Source organism: Roseburia rectibacter (genome assembly GCF_014287515.2).
Classification (GTDB): domain Bacteria; phylum Bacillota; class Clostridia; order Lachnospirales; family Lachnospiraceae; genus Roseburia; species Roseburia rectibacter.
The window spans coordinates 3424346-3443233 of the sequence record NZ_CP092473.1; the positions used below are offsets into that span (position 1 = coordinate 3424346).

Genomic DNA, 18888 nt, shown 5'->3' on the forward strand with positions numbered 1-18888 from the left:
GCCTCCTAATCGTTATTACAGCGATATAATTCGTACCCGTCTACCTTATCAACATAGACCAGATCAAGCAGATCCATATAATAATCCGAATAATACTCTGTATTCCGGACAAAATATTGTACTTTATTCTTTTTTAACAGCTTATTTGCTGTCTCAGGATCGATTTCCACTCCTCTGGTAAACATGGATAATGCCCTTTTATTGTTTTTATACTGTTCTTCCGGATCTATACCGGAAGCTGACTGAAACTGGTACAGATCCATTACTTTATTTGACACTGCAAGCACAACTGACGGATCATACTGACGCAGCCAGTAATACAGATCCGCATCACAAAGCACAACCGGATTTTTGGTATCTTTATTTCTCCCGATCATGTCTGACACCTCAATGACTGACTGATCTATCTTATAAACATTATCATCAAGTTCGATTGCCGTTGCCCTGCCGCTGCACAGATACAAAAAACACAGCAGAAACAGAAACAGAATATTTCTCTCAGCACCTTTCTTCTGCCTTACGATCAGCTTTGCTCCCATAAATGCACACAGAAACATTACCGGAAGAATCCAGTAAAATCTGCTGTAGCGGTCTCTCCATCCCAGTTTTTTCAACACCCATTCCATAATAAACGGATTAAAAATGGTAACCAGTGAAATAAAAAAAGGCCATACAAATATCTGTTTTAATACCTCGTCCTTTTTTTGGATAATATAAAATAAACATCCCAGATATGGCACAATATAGAGAACATTCCACCAGAACCCCAGAAAAGTTGTATGAAAATAACTTAGATTAAACCATTCTTCGAGCATTTCATCCCTCTTTCATTACAAAATCCGAATCATTGCCATTACTATCCCCGGTATCATGCACACAAATGCCCGGAACAGATACCGCCATTTTTTCTGTACAAATATGATGGACAGTAATCCCGCTCCTACCATTACCGTGATAATAAAAATACCGCTGATAGACATTGATACACCTGCAAATGCGATCAGACAGAGTATCAGCCAGTTTCTTTTGCTTTCTATTTTTTTTGCTAAAAGTACCATCGCCAAAAGTACCATTGGGAGATACAGATTAGCCAGCATTGACTTTGATTCTGCCGTTCTCTGCCACAGATAAAATGCTGATGTTTCCTCAAACTCATAGCATAAAATACTCATAAATCCATAAATTCCAACTGTCCAGTCTGCAATGTCTCTTCTGCCGTCAGAAAGACGTCTTGCGATTTCATACACGATCAGACTTGCGGTCAGAATCTCTACACATGCCAGTACCCGGCTGCTCGCCACAAGCGGATGCATTCCAAATATCCTTGCTAAAAATGCGATCAGCATCGGATAACAATCATGCACATAGTTTTCCTGCCCGATATATTCGCCTGTTCTTGCATTATACTGGTAAATAGTATCTGTATACAAAGCATTTGCTGCATGTCCGTTATAATAAGATGTATCATAACCATTGATCCGGCTTCCATTGTTCATTCCATAAAAGATCTGCAGCAAAATCAGTACAAACAGGATTATCGTCACCTGATCCGGTTTCTTAAAAATTATTTTTTTATTTTTTCTGTTCTGCCTCAAAAGGTATGTAATACATCCTGTCAGTATTATGACAAAAACTGCCGTTTCTGCATATACCAGTACATGAAATGCCATACCCGATAGCTCAATTGGAATCTCTATTAATGCAAAAACCGTAAGAAATATTACAAATCCGGACAGATATTCAAATGCTGTCGTTTCTTCCGTTCCAAATATACAGCAAAAACTGCTGCCCAATATAAAAAACACAGCGCTAAGCACAAATAAAGCAATTATAATGCCTGTAATTGAATTCATATCTGCACCTCTCCATTACTCTGGCTATAAGTATATCATGCCATTCTGTCACAAACAAGACTCACCCCTGTCTGCGTTTTGCATAAACACGCACCTTTTTCCAAAGTTCTTCCACGATTTCATTGCGTAATATGATCAACACTGCAAAGTATACCACTCCTGCAACTGCAATGACAAAAAGAATCATCCATACACGGTTCGTAATCAACTGTTCCAATCCGAAAGTCACTGCTAACATTGCTAAAAGTGCGATTGTCAGTGTAAGTATATAATGTCTGCTGAATTTTAATATATAATACTTTTTCGCATGCACCAGCAAAATTACCGTAACGACTGCTTCCGATAACACAGATGCAATAGCCGCCCCATCCTGTTTTAATACGGGGATCAATGCAAAATTCGCACATACATTTACCACAGCCCCTGTAACCGTAGCACGCAGGATCATTTTTTCCATTCCAGTCGCAGTTAAGATGATATGTCCCAGAAAATATGCGATTGAAAAAATCAATATCAGAACACTCAAAATTCTCAGTGTTGGGATTGCAGGATCAAATGCCCTGCCAAATAAAAGAGGCACTACATATTCAGCCGTTGCTAAAAGTCCTGCTGCACAGGGCAGTGCTAAAAGCAGCAAAATCTGTGTTCCTCTGTTGATCAGCGCATTCCCCGTCTTATAATCTTTCTGTTTATAACACATGCTGATCCTTGGATAAAAAACTGCTACAAGTGCAATCACTACCGTATACGTCATTCTGACAATCTTTACAGCATTCGAATAATATCCTACATTTGTTTCCCCATAATAGTATTCCAGCATCACCGAATCAAGCATTGTATAGATATCAGTTGCAATCGATGATGCAAGAAGTATCATGACCGGACGCATATGTTTTCCTATATGTAGTCCTGTATCTGCCACTTTTCCCTGTCTGCTGTGGCAGATTCCCTCCAGAGAAATATATTTTCTTAAATTCCATGCATTCCAGAGGTTATTTCCAGCCGTTGCAATACATAAGATCAGCGCATAGATCAGATAATCTCTCTCGTCCTTTACAAAAAGAAGCATCAGTCCAAACGATGCAATCTTTACAATAAAACTGCGCACGGAAATATAGACATATTCTTCCATTCCCTGATAAAACCAGTCAATGTTAAAAATATTGAGGATAAGCATCAGTCCCATAACATTGAATAACGGCTTGCGGTCAGCAAAATGCGGAAAATAATTGACAAATAAATAATATGCGATCGTGCAAAGAACAGTTGCAGCAAAATTGATAAGAAACAATTCCAAAAAAGTCCTGCTCCTCTGCTCCTTGTCGACATTGCTCTGCGCAATCGCCTTGACACCATAACTTGGCAGGCCTAAAGAAGCAATCAGCACAAAATATGCCGCGATCGTATTTGCATACGATACACGTCCCACGCCTGCCGGCAGCAGAACATGCGATACATACGAAGTCGTTATCAGTGGAAAAAGGGCCGTAAAGCCCTTATATGCCATGTTGAATATTGAATTTTTTGCAAGAGATTTTTTTCCCATTTTCAGTACCTGTTCAATCGTATCAATATCTCACGTTTCCAGTAAAACAATAACCTGTGCATAAGGTCAGTCCGGCTGCTTCCACACACAGTGCGAAGCCATTTCAAAGACATTGTTCCCTCTTTTTTATCAGCTTTGGCATAACACTTTGCCACCCGGTAAAATCCCTTATTATATTCCCTGCCAATCGTTCCTGTAGATGTGTGGATCAATGGGATATCACATACATAGACTTTGTTTCCTTTTGCACGGGTATACATACAGCGCTCCACGCCATATAAATGCCAGTTATCACAAATTATCTCATCAAACGGATGCTGCAAAAAGAACTCCGTATGACCGCCAAAAAAACACTCATCCACTGTCTCACAGCCAGTCATGCCGCTGTACTCCCTTTCTCCTGCCACTACCTGTTCCCTGCCATGACGGACTTTTGATAACACACAGGTATGTTCTCTTGCCTGTCTGTCATTATCCTCCACAGCACCTGCCACTCCAAGAATATCTTCCTTCTGCGTCATCAAAAGATAATTTACAAACTTCTCCAGCATATCTGCATCCGGCAGTTCTATATCCTGATGAGAATATATCACATATTCTGTTTTCACCTGTGCGGTTGCCGCATTCAATGCTTTTGCACAGGAGCTGTACTGCTTCCCGCAGTTATCGATTCCTATCAGCGTATAGTTGTAATGCTGTCTTGCCAGATCCTCCGTCAGCTTTCTGTACTGTTTTGGATCATTATAACAGCATACCACCGTCACATCTGCTCTGTCCATATTCCCTGTCACTCTTTCATCAACTTCAAAAATGTCCGATACGATTTCGTGATATTCCCGAAATAAAAAATCTTCGCATCACAAAAATCTTTCATCACAAAATTAGTGGACACTGCCTCCTTATGCATGCAGCCGACCTCCGGTGCATACAATAGCGTCATGCCTTTTTTCTTTGCAAGATAATAGAGGATCTCCTCCTCTGCATAGAGAAACGTTCCGTCGTAAAACCCATCCATTTTCTGAAAGAAATCTTTCGAAAAGACCAGACAGCAGCCATGCAGAAGGACATCTCTCATCCGTTCATTCACACGGCTGTCCGCGGATACAGATTTTCCATTCTCCTCGCGCGTGGTAAGATTCTTGCTTCCATCTTTGACATCACGTCCCTCTTCATCGGAAACAACTCCATAATGACCTGCAATGGCTTTCTTTAAATGCAATAATTTGATCATCTGGAACATTTTACATTTTGCCCAGGAAACCGCAATCTGCTTTCGCATATAGTTTAATGTATACTGCCTGTTTTTCGCCACCGGATTAAAATGTCTGCTGCGGCTTGCATCCACGATATCACCGCCTAAAATGTCAAAACGTTCTTCCTCATAAATCTCGCGTAATTTCTGACAATAATCTTTCTGTTCAAAGATGATATCACTGTTTGCTGCCACGATAAAATCCGGCTCAAAATGAGATCTTGCGTACTGGATGCCCAGATTATTGCCACGCGCAAACCCAAGATTTTTTTCACTTGCGATCACGTGCACTCTTTTTTCCCCGGCAAATTCTTCCCGAAGTGACTCCTCACTGCCATTGCCGGAACCGTTATCCACCAGAACAATGCGGATATCCTGTCCCTGCTGTGTAGAGAGAACTGACTCCGCACATGCGGCAGCCTCTCGCCAGGTTTTATAATTTAAAATCACAAAACAGATTGTTCCCATATAAATCCTCATTCATCCATAATTACTGATACTGTGATCCCGTTCCATTCGCAAAACGTAAAACACATCCTCTTTTCGAAATCCAAAACAACGTTTTGGATTTCCGCAACGAAATTTATCAATTGTAACATCTTCATAGTCTGTTCCCTTAAACCAGTTATTTTTCTTCGATGGCTGATATTCCTTGTAATGCAGTGACCGATCCGATAACACTGCATCCCAATCCTTATGTCTGGCAAATCGTTCAAAATCCCTGATACATTCTTCTATCTCAGATTTTTCAAAAGAATCAAATCCATATGCCTGATCCATTTTTTCAAAATTTAGTCTGGTTCCATGAAAACGCTCTTTTAAATATGTATAAATATCTACATAACCTTTTTGGTAAAGCATTTCATTCCGATATTTGTTTGTAGTCAAAGATGATACATCCCTGATCTGCTCCCCACATCTGATTAAAATATTGCAGTCCGTATAATCTGATTTTGGAAAAGACAATACAAATCCGGTTCTTGCAGACGCTTCTGCCAGTGAAGTTCCCGTTACACATTTTTCTCTAAAATAATATTCTCCTGCCTGTTTTGGAGCATCATCCCAATATGGTGGATCATCTGTCATCCTGCAAAGAATCTGTTTTAACTTTCTTGCTTCATCTGAACGATCACCTCTTATCTGAAAAAAACGCTGATTTTTTGTAATCTGTGCGTCAAATAAATCAGATTTTCGTGATAAATTCCATGTTTCATTTTTCATAAAAAAACTCACACACGCTAAAAACTCCGGTATACAATGATAGAACTCGTCCATGGAGCTGTATTGTCCGTTCAGAGATTTTTCATTTAAAATAATATCATTCATATGTGTTTAAATCCAGCAATTCATCAAGATCATCGTCAAACTGATCAAATAATCCCTTCTGCTGATTTTTAATTTTCCCCTCTCCTGTAATCTCTATCCGCACTGCCTCAGAACACTCCATCTCATTTTTTTTCATAAAATATACCGCAGTATCTTCTTTTTTCATGGTACCTTTATGAATCAGTTTCCGGACACCATTAAAAATATGATCACTGTGTGTCTCCACAAAAATCTGTAATCCACGAGTCGATAAATAGACAAAAAACTCCAGTAATTTTGACTGTGCAGCCGGATGAAGGTGAATTTCCGGGTTTTCCACAATAAAAATACTGCCCTTTTTGCATGACAATGCAGCAACAATTACATTTGCCACATAACTTACCCCTGTTCCTATGTGATAAGGGCGCAGTTTCCGGTTACTCTGCGATTGCTGATAAACAACTCTCACATAATTTGTGCTTTCTATTCCTTCTGCAGAGACACGGTATCCCATAATTTTTTCCAGCCAGTAATCCACCTGATTTCCAAGATTCATTCCTACTTTTGTTACTTCGACAGAAAAATCCGGCTCTGGTAATGGCTCTAATCTGTTACGGCTCAGATAATCAAATGCATATTCTCCTGCAGTTCCAATCCTACTTACATTCTCAAGATTTTTATCATAAATATCTTTTACCCCAACTCTGTCATGATTCAAATATATAATATCAACATTTTTGAATAATTGAGCATTTGTAAGTTTTATCGAATCTTCTTCATCATTTTCCTCAAATACCATTTCCCCACTCACAAACTGTCCATGTTCCATTTCAAAAGAAATCACACACTTTTTCTGGTTTGTGTAGATATTACGGACATCCTGTGCCGTACCAAGCTTTGCAAACTCCCCATTTAACAGACTTTCCCCATGTCTCATTTCGCCACGTCTTATACATTGTGCCAAAAGAAGCAGCGCCTGTATCAATGTTGATTTTCCTGTTGAATTTGGTCCTGTCAGCAAATTCAATGAAGCCAGTTCCAACTCCACAGAATCAATACACTTAAACTGATTTACCAATAATTTACTTATCATTAAACTTCTCCTGATACTTTTCCATAACTTTATGGAATCTGATATCCACGTGATTTTTGCTGTCCACCGAAAATTGCAGGCTTTCTAAAAACACCGGATCCTTCAGCAATTCTTTCACACTCTCCTGCAATTTTGTAATATCTTCTTCCTTTATTTGCACAAACGGCTGGAAGAGATAATATAATGCTTCAAATAATGTCATACTGATAGGTCTTCTTCTCTCATATTCAGTAGGGATACGAAATGCATTATCCCCGATAATATGATAAATATGCCACATTGTCCTTTCAAATTCCTCTTTTAATCCGCGAAGTTCCTCTGAAGGCATGCGATTTAAAAATTCCATTCCAGTCCCTAAAAAATCCTCAATATCACTTCGATATTCTACAATTTTCCCATCTGCATCAGTAAGTTTCCGTTTCTGATACAGATCAAAACAAAGTGCACGCAAAATAATATAACGATCTTTCATATGCTTTGGTGATATAGAACCTCCGGTTGCTGCTAAGAATGCTTCCCCCTCTGAAAGCTCCTTCAGCATCTGTGTTGACTGCCCCTGATAGAGTGCATTACGCATTTCCTGCTTATTTAAAGGTGTACCACCTCTATTTACCCTGTCAAAGATATCAAATCGTACCTTATCCGGTGTAGGATATTTAATAACCTGTACCACCAACTGAAAATCTTCTATACTAGTCGCATATTTTGAATAACGTTTCTCCTTTTCCAGATCACTGAAACAGCATCCATTGATATCTTTTAATATCCTCAATCCATTTAACCGGAACTCGTCATTCAAAAATTTTATAAATGTTGTCAAACGCTGTCTACCATCAACAACCACCAGATCCCCCCTCTGACTTTCCGCAAGATAAATCAGCGGGAGAGGGATCCCGATAATAACTGACTCGATCAATTCTGACATCTGTTTATTTTTCCATACAAAATTCCTCTGAAATGAAGGATCCATGCATATTTTCCCACGGTCATATTTACGTTTCATTTCATAAATAGAATACTGATCTTTATCAATCTTTATTTTCAGATCCGGATAATCTAATTTTTCTTCCTGCTCATCTTCTACTTCTATGGTATGGTAATCTTCCAGTTCCTGCTCCTCTATCTGTTCATTCACTTTCTGTTTCCTCCCATCCTGTCAAATTCTGTATTTATATCCATTCTATGCGCCGGAATATCTCGTCTTTGTTCCAAGTATAATACGGACATACGGTGTGATGGAACGTACAATTGCCGTTCCCAGTCCGAAGTTTTTATGCAGGAAGTGGAACCAGTCACGGAACGGAAGTCCCTTACGGCTTTCCTTTAAGCGGATACGCTCCATGCGCGGCAGTGTCTCGTCCTGCCAGGTTTTCTGCAGTGTATTATCATTGCACTCGCCGACAAACTTTGGATAAATATGAATTTTATATCCAAGTTTACTGATCTGTAAACCATAATCAAAATCACCGATGCTGTGCTGATAAAACGGATCGATGCCGACTTTTTCAAAGATCTCACGCGGAATGATAGCACAGTTTGCATTGAAGGTATCACAATTTACCTCCAGCGCATCCGGTCCTAATTTTTTGTATTTGATCCCTTTGGTATATTTGATGCCACCATAACTTAAACCACCGTTTTCTCCACAGATGGCTCCGACAGTGACCTCATCTTTTTTCAGATGCGGTGCCATCTCGTCAAAAATGCCCGGAAAAAACTTCGTGTCATCATTCATCAGCATATAGTAATCGTAATCCATATGTGTTTTTTTGATATGCTCGATTGCCTTATGCATGCCGCCATTCCAGAAATTGTTTCCGTCTCCCTCGATCAGATCGATCTGATATGTTCCATCATCACGCATCTTCTTTAACATCTCACGTGTTCCATCAGAACTATTGTCATCTAAGATCACATAATCAAAGGTAACATTTTTATTTTCAGAAAGAGTTGCCATCCCCCGTTCTGTCAGTTCTCTCCTGTTAAAACAGGTAAAAATTGCAAGTATCTTCATATTCATCCTTCCTGCCCGATTTCACATTTATTCTATGCCTGTCCGATATAATTTTTCCGGAATACTATGTGGTAAATCCGTTTGATCAGATTCGGCTGTGACTCATGGATCAGTGCTTTTTTCATTGCCTTATGAATTTGGGGTTTTTCACAGATCTCCTGTGGAAATTCCACAATTCTGTGATCCGTGGTCAGTCTGTGGTCGAATACCGGTCCTTTTTCATTGCCGCAGTGGATTCCTGTTCCATCCCAGCCCTCGTTGCTGACTAATGACTTTGTCGGGGATAAGATCAGTCCCTGCTTTCTGAAATTCGTCCAGTACCAGCGGATCGCCCAGGAATTGGTTTTTGTATCAGTTTTCTGCATTTTCATGATCTTGTAAAAATCATACGTGTTGTCATAATTAAATGCTTTCCGCAGTTTTTTATCGGAAACCATATCCGTCCAGTCATCACAGTCTGCATCAAAATATTTCCAGCGGTCACTCCAGGTTCCCCATGACCAGCTTGTACCTGATAATGTATTAAAATAGGATTCACACGGATAGGAGAATGTATCTCCGAAATGGGAAAATCCGGTAATTCCTGTCACTTTCTTTTCCTGTTCATAACGGTCTAATCCATCGTTCATAAACAAAAGAAAATAGCGGTTTGTGACAAGATCATCCTCTAACACGATTACTTTTCCATATTTATTTACGATTGCAGTCACACCTTCGATCACGTTTTTTGCAAGCCCATAGTTCTGCTCCCTTGCAGTCAGTTCCACGTGACGGAATCCCTGCACAGTCTTTACATAATCACGGATTTCCTGCACTTTTCCTTTATCTGCATCTTTTTTTGCAGCATCAGAAAATACGTACAGATCGGTTTCTTCTGCCAGTTCATTCGCTGCAAGTGCCTGAATGGTACGTTTTGTATGCTCCGGCCGGTTGTAGGTAAATAATATGACCGGTGCTAAACATCTTGTTTCTTCCATTCTATTTTCCTTTCTATGCCTGCTGTTTTACCCAGCTTACATAATCACGGATTCCTTCGGTAAGATCCATTTTTTTCTCATATCCGATCTTTTTCAAAAGAGAGATATCTGCACGCCAGTTCTGCGGATCGCCGACCTTCGTCTCACCGTTGAACCGCACGATATCCGTTTTTTCTCCAAGCTGTGCGGCATAAATCTCAGCAAGTTCCCGGATAGACACTTCCTCGCCGTTTGCAACGTTAAAGATCTCCTCCGGTCCCTGATATCCTAAGATCAGCTCTAAGGCACGCAGAATATCGGAAATATGGATAAAATCACGCGTCTCATTTCCGGTTCCGAACAGATCGATCCGTCCGGTATTTAAGTATTTCTGATAGATGTCCCATAAAAGCTGTTTGCGCAGACCGCTTCCATATGCAGAAAAAATGCGCACACAGCGGATGTGATATCCATGCACCCTGTTATAATAACTGCACAGTTCCTCGCCCATCTGTTTATGAAGACCATATGGGGAGATCGGTGAAAGTGCATCCTTTTCCGTAATTGGAAGCTGCTTCGGATTGCCGTAGACACCTGCACTCGAAAAGAAGATGATCTTCGGTCTTTTTTCAAATGACTGCAATGCTAAAAGCAGCTGATATAAACTGTGCAGATTTCCGTCTAAGTCCGCCATCGGATTTACAATCGATGCTCCGACATTTGCACTGCCGGCACAGTGTAAGATCACATCCGGCTGTACTCCGGTAAATATATTGGCGAGTTCCTGCGAGTCCTTTGACATATTACACTGATAGTAGTGGATCTCTGCTCTATCCTCGCAGTAACGGTCGGCTAAGTCGATGCCGGTGATCTCGTAATCTTTGCTGAAATATTCCATGGCGCATCTTCCGATAAAACCATTTACGCCGGTGATGATCATTTTTTTCATGGACAAACCTCCTATAAAAACACTCTCTCAAGTGCCCTCGAATACTCTCTCGCCTCGTGGTACATATTTGCGATTCCCTGTTCCATGTCGCCGGCATATTCAGCTTCATGCTCTGGCAGGGATGCGCGCGCTGCAGTGCGCGCGATCGTTTCGGCAAGCTGTTTCGGATCATGTGGATCAAAAAGAACACATTTTTTGTTCTGCTGTTCCTGATGTACCGGGATGTTTGACAAAAGTACAACTTTATCAAGTACTTTTGCATCCTCTAAGACCGTCCCCCATCCCTCACAGAGTGATGGCTGTACGATAAACTGTGCATTCTTCATGATCGCAAGCTGCTCGGTACGCTCCACAAATCCTAACAATTTTATATTAGCACAAACTGCATCTGATTCCATGATCTTTCTCAATTTATCGATATATTCCGGGTTACGGTAATCTTTCAGATTGCCGGTAAATACAAAATCATAATCACAGAGTCTGCCCTCTTTTAACAGACATTCGATTGCTTCTACCATAACGATATGATTTTTATGCTGCCAGAACTGGTTCGGAATATAAATATATTTTCGCTTCAGATCAAACTTTTCACGGACACTCTGCTCTAATTCCGGTGTAATGGCACGCACTTCCGGTTCAATGTAAGATACAAAATGTACCACTTCAACCGAGCATCGGTGTCCCGGATAGAAACGCTCTAAATCCCTTGCCGCATCGAAACTGCTTAAAACCATCGGATTATCGCTTCCTGTCATGGCAAGATCATTTTTTTCTTTGTGTGCCAACTCCTCTGCGCCGAAAAACTCCGGCAGGGTTCTGTGCTGAAAGTCAGGTATCCAGAAGATACCTTTCTTTTTAAAGAGTTTTCCGATCTTGTTGAGTTCTAAGGCATAGCAGTATTTCACTCCGCCAAACCAGATCAGACGCATCTCATAGAGTGCCAGTTTTATTTTATTATTTCCATCAAAAATACGGACATCGACATTTGAGTTACCTTTAAAGCAGTCAAAGATATCTGCGTGTTCCGGATCGATCAAAAGCACCAGTGAAAAGCGCTCCATGATATTTTCATTCTGCAGGCAGCTGAATATAATGTTCTTAATATAATAAAGTCCACCGATCCATCCTCTGTTTCCAAGTCCGTTAAATAAAATCTTTTTTTTCATTATGAAACTCCAATCCTGTGTGTGGAAAATATAATTTTTCACACGATAATCCTAAGTTCTGAGCAGCTCATTTTTTCTGCATCAACACATACGAAAGTGCCTCGATACAGCCCTTTGATACCTGTTCAAAAGAAAATTCATGCGCCTTTTCGTAACTCCTTTTTCCCATGGCAGATGCCGTATCTCCCGCAGAAACCTTTTTTATTGTCTCCGCAAATTCATCCGTATTTTCCGGATCAATGATATATCCGTTTCTGCCATCTTCGACAAGATCGAAAGCTCCATCTGCATACTTCGATGAAATGATCGGAAGTGACGCACACATTGCCTCTAAAAGTACAAGTCCAAAACAATCTTCCCTTGTCGGAAGTACAAAGGCATCCGCCGTGCGGTATAATTTCTGCAGCGGTTCACCCTCCTGATATCCCAAAAATTCCACACGGTCGGAAATTCCAAGTTCTGCGCACTGCTTTTTCAGCAGATCTTTTTCCTGCCCCTCTCCGACGATCCAGAGTCTCACATTCTGCGGTGTTTTTGCGATTGCCGGCAGTAACAGGTCAAGTCCCTTACGCTGGATCAGGCTTCCGACATATAAAAGCTGAACCTGCATATCCTGTACTGCACAAGCAGCATCTGTGCTTCTGTCCGGCACGCTTTTTTGTGGTGTATCCGGTCTTTTATACAGATATTTATCAATATCCACAGTCAGATATGAAATAAAACATTTCTTTTCATCGGCACCGTAAGCGATCTGTGCTTTTTTCGATGCTGTGCTGCTCGCGATAAAAGCTGCAGCCCTCTTTATGATATAGCTTCTCGACAGCCGCTGTACTTTTCCGATATTTTTTTCGGAATTTAAGGTACCATCCGTCCAGCTGATAAACGGTATCTTTTTCTTCCGGCACCAATGTACTGCACGAAGGATCGTCGGGTTGTACTCCATGGCAAAAACCGCATCCGGCGCGATCTCTTTCAAAGTTTTTTCCACCCCTGTCGGAATAAACACATAACGGTCATCAAATCTTTTTCTGATAATGATCGTCTTTGACTTTAAGAAATGATAATGTTCGATCTCCTCCATCTCTACATTCCACTTCCGGTTTTCCATGCCTGCGCCGGAAAAAATAATATGAAATTCATATTCCGGGAAGTTTTTCTGCATATAAGAAAAGAAATCCACCCGGTATGGCGATGGTATATTTGTGATAAATACTGCCTTTTTTTTCATTGTTCTTTTTCCTCTGAAATGCTGTGGTAGATACTGATAAGTTTCTGATAGTTATCCTCTGGTCTTAAGCGGTGCTGGTAAAACTCTCTCGCATTTTCCTTTAAGGTATTCAGATCCATCTGTTCAAATTCACAGACTTTTTTTGCAAGATCCTCGACGGAATTGTACTCAAATTTTACGCCTGTCACACCCTCATTCACCATACCGTCCATATTTCCGACACGACCTGCAATTACCGGAACACCAAAGGAATATGCCTCCGCGATCGTCATTGCAAACGCCTCATAACACTGGGAGGTCATAATGACTGCCTTTGCATTATAAAATTTCTCAGTCATTTCTTCTTTCTGCAGATAACCTAAAAACCGGACATTTTTCATATTATGGGTGCTGACATATGACTGCATCTCATCCATCATTGGTCCTGTTCCTGCAACATAAAGCATTTTATCCGGCAGTTTTTCAAATGCCTTTACCGCAACATCAATTCCCTTTAATGCTTCGACTCTTCCTGCAAAAAGATAATATTCCTCTTTGGGCTGCTTCCTGACCGGAACGAGTCCATCCGCAAAAGTAAAGTTTGGTTTGATATAAACACGCTTCGGATCAACAATCTTTTTTCCAGGATCCAGGGAACTTAACAGTTTGTTTTTATTAAACTCGGTCAGACAGATAAAGTTCACACGATAATAAGTTCCAAGGAAACGATGAATCCAAAGAATTGCTGAGCTTACCATTGTCTGTATCTTACTTCCACGGTAGCATTTATGCCTGATCGCACATTTTAAACCACCGTCCACACACTCCTCGCAGATCACATCATTGCGGAAAAAAGATCCTGCCGGACAGAGCATGCGGAAGTTATGAAGCGTCTGTACCACCGGCACCTTACACCCAAATGCTGCATAAAATACAGATGGGCTTACCATCATCAGCGTATTGTGTACATGCACGATATCAATTTTATTTTCGCGAATGATCTTTTTTACTTCCCGGCAGGTCTTAAATGAATAAATCGCAGTAAATGGAATCAGAAGTTTTTTTAACTTTCCTCCTTCATTCAGCTCTTTGTTGCTGCGGTAATAAGTAAAAACCTCATGCCCGTGATCTTCTAAAAGTTTCTTTTCATTGCGTACCACAACATCTTCCCCACCCGGGATCTGATAAAAATTATGAATTTGAAGAATACGATATTTTTCCATGTTTCTCCTCTTTTTTACCTTCTTTGATCTGATTTGACAGATTCGGATATAAAAGAATCCCCACCAATAAGATAAACGGATTCATAAATCCATTCAGTACAAACTGCTCCATGATCGCATACAATGAAAATACAGAAAGCATGACAAGTTCTTTATAACAGCCTGCCTGATAAAGTTTTACCATTGCCAGAACGATCACCGCAAAAAACACCAGTGCAAAGATCCATCCACAATACAGTAAAATATGCATGTAAGAGTTATCGATCAATCCATGATAGCTTGCATAAAAAAGTTCCTGATTCCTTGGAAGCAGTGCAAGTCCCTGATCCTGATAATATTCTCCCATGATATGTACCCTTCCTGATACATACCGGTCAATCATCTTCATCACGGAATTTTCATTGTCAAAAAATACCATCATAACAAAACTAAACAATGCTCCAACTGGAACTGACAGCACAAAAATAAATTTTGCATATTTATTTTTTATCAGTTTATCATATGCAATCAGAACCCATGCAAATATGAAAACAAGAATACCGGTACGACAGAATGTCAGCTCATAAAAAAGAAACGCCGCCGCAAAGGTACAAATAAACCACCATCCATTTAGTTTTTCATAGTAAGAATAAACCAGCAGGATAAGCAGAAGGAAAATCGTAAGGTATGCGGTATTCGGCTCATTAAATCCAAAGCTGTATACCGGCACCTCGACATATTGTGCATTCGGGGTTGTCTTATAACCAATATCGTAAACCCCGTATACCGATCCTATCACCATAACAGCCGCTACGAATAACCGTATCCATACCGAAATTCCAATCAATTTCCCAAATTGCACATCTTTCATTCCTATGATGGTCAGGAACAAAAACAACAGTGTTGCCTTTTTTGTCATGACCCAGATGAACATTCCGGCACCCAATAAAAGTGCAATGATCACAACTTCTCTCAAAGTATATCTTGTCGTAATAAATTTGATACCAAGAAGGATAATTCCCGATAACATGAAAAATTTATAGATCTGGTCACTGCTGTCATAGCCAAATGCCTTTACTAACACATTGATTGCAAAATAGCCATAATACGCAATGATCCCTATACTTTTCCAATCGTTTTCCTGTATCCATTTCCTGATCTGATCCATCTATTCTTCTCCACGTATATAAATGATATAATCTCCGGTTTCCATATAATAGTGATACCCATACGGTGTCATATCATCCGGCAGTTCCTTCTCCTCGCGGTTAAAGCACAAAAATACGAGCCCGTTTCGTTTTGCAATCTCCGTCACTACTTCCATATCCGGCTTTTCCTGACACATCTGCTGATGCATGGCATCCTCATCCTCGCCAATGCCGGAGATAAATCCACCGACATTTCTGCCGTAAAACAGTCCGATATCACAGCGATACTGTCTGATATAACAGAATAACTCATCTGGCACAACAGCTTTTACTTTCCAGCTGTAACCTGAATTTCCTATAATATCAGCAACATCTATCGCCGCCTGCGGAAGTTTATATTCATTTTCTGCCTCTGTAAAGGTCGTTTCGCTGTAAATCCTTTGTCCACTGACCATGATCGTAACAAGTGCCGCCACAAAGACTGCCACACGCACTGCCTGTTTTTTCCATCTGCAGATCAGCCATACTATCACATATGCTACAGAAAATGAAATTGGAAGCATCCAGAATAATCTCCAGTATACACCGGCAAAAAAACGACTGCCGACGTAACGGTAAAACAATGGATTAAATATAAATAACAGTACTAAAACAGACGGCCACACAAGAAAACGCACTGCCTGTTTTTCCTCTTTGTACTTTTTTCCAAGTAAAAATATCGCCACAACCGCAGCACAAAACAGTGCCCAGTGTAAAAGACCGGTACGTCCGCCAATAAAATTTTTAAAATTGTCCAGTATTGAATAAAAATCTGCTGCCATATTTCTTTCCTTTTAAATTCCCGCTGTATAATAAATCATATAAACAGCACATGGCAGTGCTGCTATCCATATACAAAGCACGCGTTTAAAATTTCTGTAATATATTCCATCTAAAAGTCCATATAATCCCATCATGACAGGTGCCATAATAATTCCCATACCTGATAAAAGGGACGATGCAAAACCCACAACATACAATGGTGCCACCCATCTCATACTCTGCTTTCCACTCTGAAAGATCGAATAAAACAAATACATCAATAACGGCAGAATAAATCCTGCCACGATTGCTTTCCCCTGCCAGATACGCAGTAAAAACATCGCTGAGAGTGTATGTGTTGATGTAAAATCCCAAATATGAAATATGGATAAAACAATCAGAAACAATGCCGTTTTCTCCGGATTGCCACGAAACAGAATATTTCCGATCATCCCATACAGCACATAACAGATAATGATCATAAAAAATGGGAAATAGGTATGTGAAAATATTGCAGGGGCAATTCCTGATATCCTGCAGTACATAGACACATACATTGTCCACGGAGAAGTTACATCTTTCCTTACTTCCCCTACATCCCAGTACATATATTCATCCGTGATCGGATCATCCACAAGCATCGTATCATGTACTACCGCAGAGACTTCTTCGGAAACAAATCTTGCATCATCATCATCAATATGCTGGTAATGATACGATATCCATGCCTGCGTAAAGATCAGAACGGCTGCAAGTACTGCAAATATGACTGTCTGTCCGTCTATTTTCTTTTTAATTTTTTCCCTGTCTTTCTCCGCTGCCAGATTTCCCTGTCTTTTTAACAACAGGATAAACTCAACAACAGAAAGTATTGCGAGAAGTATTTTCCACAGATTTATTGCCTGTGTCAGTGTTTTCCCAGTCAGTATCATTGGTACAAGTAATATCTGTCCCAATGCAAACATGCTGACCAATCCAAGTACCCATGCACTGCAAAAACGTATACAGGCTCCTTTTATATCCAGATACACAACCCACAACAATCCAAACCACACAGGAAGCAGTACAAATAATACAAGCATATAAATAAAATCTTTATAAATCATACACTAACACTCCATCCAGATGGATATGATTAATTTCGGTTGTATTTTTTATCATGTAAAGAGTTTCCATTCTTGTATTTCTGCGGCCGCAAACCACAAGATTTTTGTCACAGAGTGCTGCTGCCTTATATCCTTCTGACACTTTTTCTGCATCTCTTCCATTAATGATAATATACTCATACTGTTTTGAAAAACGTTCTAACAGCTCTTTAAATTTTTCATTACCTACAAGATCAAATCCCTTTTCCTGCTTGGTATTTCGTTTTACCGTATCCAGATATTCATTCATCTGCTGCAGTTTTAATTCCGTTGTATCTCCCATAATATAGGCACTTAAAGATGCTTCTTCGCTTTCGGCTGCATTCAGATCGATCAGCAGTGTTTTTTTCTTTTCATTTGCATAACACATTGCAAGACATGACGCAGTCGTATCGGCAAATCTTCCGACAGTCAGACAATTAATTTTCTGACATCCCTGCCCTTTCGAATTGCTTAAAAACAATGCTGCTTTTTTGTAGGTTTCCTCTTCTTCATTCTTTTTCGTGATCACATCAACGATCTGGGTTTCCAGACATTCCTGTATTTCCTGTGCATCCTTTGGTTTCTTATAAATCATGATCCAGAGTGTGTAACATACAACTTCCAGTAAAATTCCAAGCAGGATTCCTGCCGTGACCGCCTTTAACACTGCCTGCCGGAACTCTGAATTTGAAATAGTATAAGAAGCAACTTTTTCTACCCTGCGCACGGATGCCGGCTCATCAAGTATCGAAAAACACTTTGTTCCATATCCCTTTTGTGTCACAGTATCCAATGCCTGGATCAGTCCGTTCATAAATGTAATTGCCTGTTCCTCATCATCTACAGCATAATCCCAGCTCGTTCTTGGATATACAACAAAAAAAGTAACAACGTCCGATGCCTCTGTCTGCTCACCGTCAAACATATCTGTAAACGCCTGTTGTGTCAGCTCGATTCCTGTCAGTTTGCAGAATTCCTGATATACACTTCTGCTCTTTGCGATCTTCATAATATTAGTGCCACGTTCCACCAGACCTTCAGAATTATATTCTGTTAAAAGCACCGATGCTTCCACCTGCATTTTTTCATCATAAGTTTCCGCCTCAATATAAGGCATCAGGGTTTTCGCCTTATATCCCCCTACAATAACTGCAAAAAGAACTGCCATAATAGCTGCAAGCCACCATTTTCTTAAGTTATACTTCAGAACATCCATCAAACTATATTCTTTTCTGCTCTCATATCTCTGACTCATATCAGGTCTCCTTT

At 40.2% G+C, this 18888-nt stretch carries 18 protein-coding genes; all 18 read right to left on the bottom strand.

Annotated features, from left to right (window positions below; translation table 11 throughout):
- Window positions 1–5: 5 nt before the first annotated feature.
- The 18 genes from H8S51_RS15625 to H8S51_RS15710 all read right to left on the bottom strand — a co-directional run bounded on the left by H8S51_RS15625 (window position 6) and on the right by H8S51_RS15710 (window position 18874).
- Entirely contained in the window at window positions 6–815 is an 810-nt protein-coding gene (locus H8S51_RS15625; RefSeq protein ID WP_117920422.1) for a hypothetical protein, read from the bottom strand.
- Window positions 816–830: 15 nt separating this feature from the next.
- Window positions 831–1853 carry a DUF6077 domain-containing protein gene (locus tag H8S51_RS15630; protein WP_118209346.1) on the bottom strand — a complete coding sequence of 341 codons (1023 nt, stop codon included), beginning with the start codon at window positions 1851–1853 and terminating at the stop codon, window positions 831–833.
- A gap of 61 nt (window positions 1854–1914) precedes the next feature.
- Window positions 1915–3399 (bottom strand): flippase, encoded by a 1485-nt coding sequence (locus H8S51_RS15635; RefSeq protein WP_186899885.1) that lies wholly within the window; start codon window positions 3397–3399, stop codon window positions 1915–1917.
- A gap of 2 nt (window positions 3400–3401) precedes the next feature.
- Entirely contained in the window at window positions 3402–4178 is a 777-nt protein-coding gene (locus tag H8S51_RS15640; protein ID WP_117920416.1) for a glycosyltransferase, read from the bottom strand.
- An 8-nt stretch (window positions 4179–4186) separates the two neighbouring features.
- Window positions 4187–5119: a glycosyltransferase family 2 protein gene (locus tag H8S51_RS15645; protein WP_241070768.1), complete on the bottom strand. Its 933-nt coding sequence runs from the start codon at window positions 5117–5119 to the stop codon at window positions 4187–4189.
- A gap of 12 nt (window positions 5120–5131) precedes the next feature.
- A complete protein-coding gene (locus H8S51_RS15650; protein WP_186899887.1) occupies window positions 5132–5977 on the bottom strand; it encodes a hypothetical protein in 846 nt (281 codons plus the stop codon).
- Window positions 5970–7049 carry an AAA family ATPase gene (locus H8S51_RS15655; protein WP_186899888.1) on the bottom strand — a complete coding sequence of 360 codons (1080 nt, stop codon included), beginning with the start codon at window positions 7047–7049 and terminating at the stop codon, window positions 5970–5972. The genes H8S51_RS15650 and H8S51_RS15655 overlap by 8 nt, the downstream gene beginning before the upstream one ends.
- Window positions 7039–8184, bottom strand: a complete 1146-nt coding sequence (locus H8S51_RS15660; RefSeq protein WP_186899889.1) for a DUF262 domain-containing protein — start codon at window positions 8182–8184, stop codon at window positions 7039–7041. Before H8S51_RS15660 ends, H8S51_RS15655 begins: the two co-directional genes overlap by 11 nt.
- Before the next feature lie 45 nt (window positions 8185–8229).
- The gene (locus tag H8S51_RS15665) at window positions 8230–9063 is read right to left on the bottom strand and encodes a glycosyltransferase family 2 protein (RefSeq protein WP_186899890.1); all 834 of its coding nucleotides are present in this window, start codon (window positions 9061–9063) and stop codon (window positions 8230–8232) included.
- A 32-nt stretch (window positions 9064–9095) separates the two neighbouring features.
- Window positions 9096–10040, bottom strand: a complete 945-nt coding sequence (locus tag H8S51_RS15670; protein WP_186899891.1) for a glycosyltransferase — start codon at window positions 10038–10040, stop codon at window positions 9096–9098.
- 13 nt (window positions 10041–10053) lie between these two features.
- Window positions 10054–10968: an NAD-dependent epimerase/dehydratase family protein gene (locus H8S51_RS15675; protein ID WP_117920409.1), complete on the bottom strand. Its 915-nt coding sequence runs from the start codon at window positions 10966–10968 to the stop codon at window positions 10054–10056.
- A gap of 11 nt (window positions 10969–10979) precedes the next feature.
- Window positions 10980–12134, bottom strand: a complete 1155-nt coding sequence (locus H8S51_RS15680; RefSeq protein ID WP_118209353.1) for a glycosyltransferase — start codon at window positions 12132–12134, stop codon at window positions 10980–10982.
- A gap of 67 nt (window positions 12135–12201) precedes the next feature.
- Window positions 12202–13362 (bottom strand): glycosyltransferase family 4 protein, encoded by a 1161-nt coding sequence (locus H8S51_RS15685; RefSeq protein ID WP_118209354.1) that lies wholly within the window; start codon window positions 13360–13362, stop codon window positions 12202–12204.
- The gene (locus H8S51_RS15690) at window positions 13359–14564 is read right to left on the bottom strand and encodes a glycosyltransferase family 4 protein (protein ID WP_117920403.1); all 1206 of its coding nucleotides are present in this window, start codon (window positions 14562–14564) and stop codon (window positions 13359–13361) included. The genes H8S51_RS15685 and H8S51_RS15690 overlap by 4 nt, the downstream gene beginning before the upstream one ends.
- Window positions 14533–15711 carry a hypothetical protein gene (locus tag H8S51_RS15695; RefSeq protein WP_118209355.1) on the bottom strand — a complete coding sequence of 393 codons (1179 nt, stop codon included), beginning with the start codon at window positions 15709–15711 and terminating at the stop codon, window positions 14533–14535. Before H8S51_RS15695 ends, H8S51_RS15690 begins: the two co-directional genes overlap by 32 nt.
- On the bottom strand, window positions 15712–16512 hold the full coding sequence (locus H8S51_RS15700) for a hypothetical protein (protein ID WP_186899892.1): 801 nt from the start codon (window positions 16510–16512) through the stop codon (window positions 15712–15714). It abuts the gene before it with no gap.
- 12 nt (window positions 16513–16524) lie between these two features.
- Window positions 16525–17598, bottom strand: a complete 1074-nt coding sequence (locus H8S51_RS15705; protein ID WP_117920397.1) for a DUF6077 domain-containing protein — start codon at window positions 17596–17598, stop codon at window positions 16525–16527.
- Window positions 17588–18874, bottom strand: a complete 1287-nt coding sequence (locus tag H8S51_RS15710; RefSeq protein WP_186899893.1) for a P-loop NTPase family protein — start codon at window positions 18872–18874, stop codon at window positions 17588–17590. The genes H8S51_RS15705 and H8S51_RS15710 overlap by 11 nt, the downstream gene beginning before the upstream one ends.
- Window positions 18875–18888 lie beyond the last annotated feature (14 nt).

Bases quoted from the DNA above. Each gene is read 5' to 3' on its own strand.
- H8S51_RS15625 (WP_117920422.1), bottom strand. From the start codon at position 815: ATGCTCGAAGAATGGTTTAATCTAAGTTATTTTCATACAACTTTTCTG.
- H8S51_RS15630 (WP_118209346.1), bottom strand. From the start codon at position 1,853: ATGAATTCAATTACAGGCATTATAATTGCTTTATTTGTGCTTAGCGCT.
- H8S51_RS15635 (WP_186899885.1), bottom strand. From the start codon at position 3,399: ATGGGAAAAAAATCTCTTGCAAAAAATTCAATATTCAACATGGCATAT.
- H8S51_RS15640 (WP_117920416.1), bottom strand. From the start codon at position 4,178: ATGGACAGAGCAGATGTGACGGTGGTATGCTGTTATAATGATCCAAAA.
- H8S51_RS15645 (WP_241070768.1), bottom strand. From the start codon at position 5,119: ATGGGAACAATCTGTTTTGTGATTTTAAATTATAAAACCTGGCGAGAG.
- H8S51_RS15650 (WP_186899887.1), bottom strand. From the start codon at position 5,977: ATGAATGATATTATTTTAAATGAAAAATCTCTGAACGGACAATACAGC.
- H8S51_RS15655 (WP_186899888.1), bottom strand. From the start codon at position 7,049: ATGATAAGTAAATTATTGGTAAATCAGTTTAAGTGTATTGATTCTGTG.
- H8S51_RS15665 (WP_186899890.1), bottom strand. From the start codon at position 9,063: ATGAAGATACTTGCAATTTTTACCTGTTTTAACAGGAGAGAACTGACA.
- H8S51_RS15670 (WP_186899891.1), bottom strand. From the start codon at position 10,040: ATGGAAGAAACAAGATGTTTAGCACCGGTCATATTATTTACCTACAAC.
- H8S51_RS15675 (WP_117920409.1), bottom strand. From the start codon at position 10,968: ATGAAAAAAATGATCATCACCGGCGTAAATGGTTTTATCGGAAGATGC.
- H8S51_RS15680 (WP_118209353.1), bottom strand. From the start codon at position 12,134: ATGAAAAAAAAGATTTTATTTAACGGACTTGGAAACAGAGGATGGATC.
- H8S51_RS15685 (WP_118209354.1), bottom strand. From the start codon at position 13,362: ATGAAAAAAAAGGCAGTATTTATCACAAATATACCATCGCCATACCGG.
- H8S51_RS15690 (WP_117920403.1), bottom strand. From the start codon at position 14,564: ATGGAAAAATATCGTATTCTTCAAATTCATAATTTTTATCAGATCCCG.
- H8S51_RS15695 (WP_118209355.1), bottom strand. From the start codon at position 15,711: ATGGATCAGATCAGGAAATGGATACAGGAAAACGATTGGAAAAGTATA.
- H8S51_RS15700 (WP_186899892.1), bottom strand. From the start codon at position 16,512: ATGGCAGCAGATTTTTATTCAATACTGGACAATTTTAAAAATTTTATT.
- H8S51_RS15705 (WP_117920397.1), bottom strand. From the start codon at position 17,598: ATGATTTATAAAGATTTTATTTATATGCTTGTATTATTTGTACTGCTT.
- H8S51_RS15710 (WP_186899893.1), bottom strand. From the start codon at position 18,874: ATGAGTCAGAGATATGAGAGCAGAAAAGAATATAGTTTGATGGATGTT.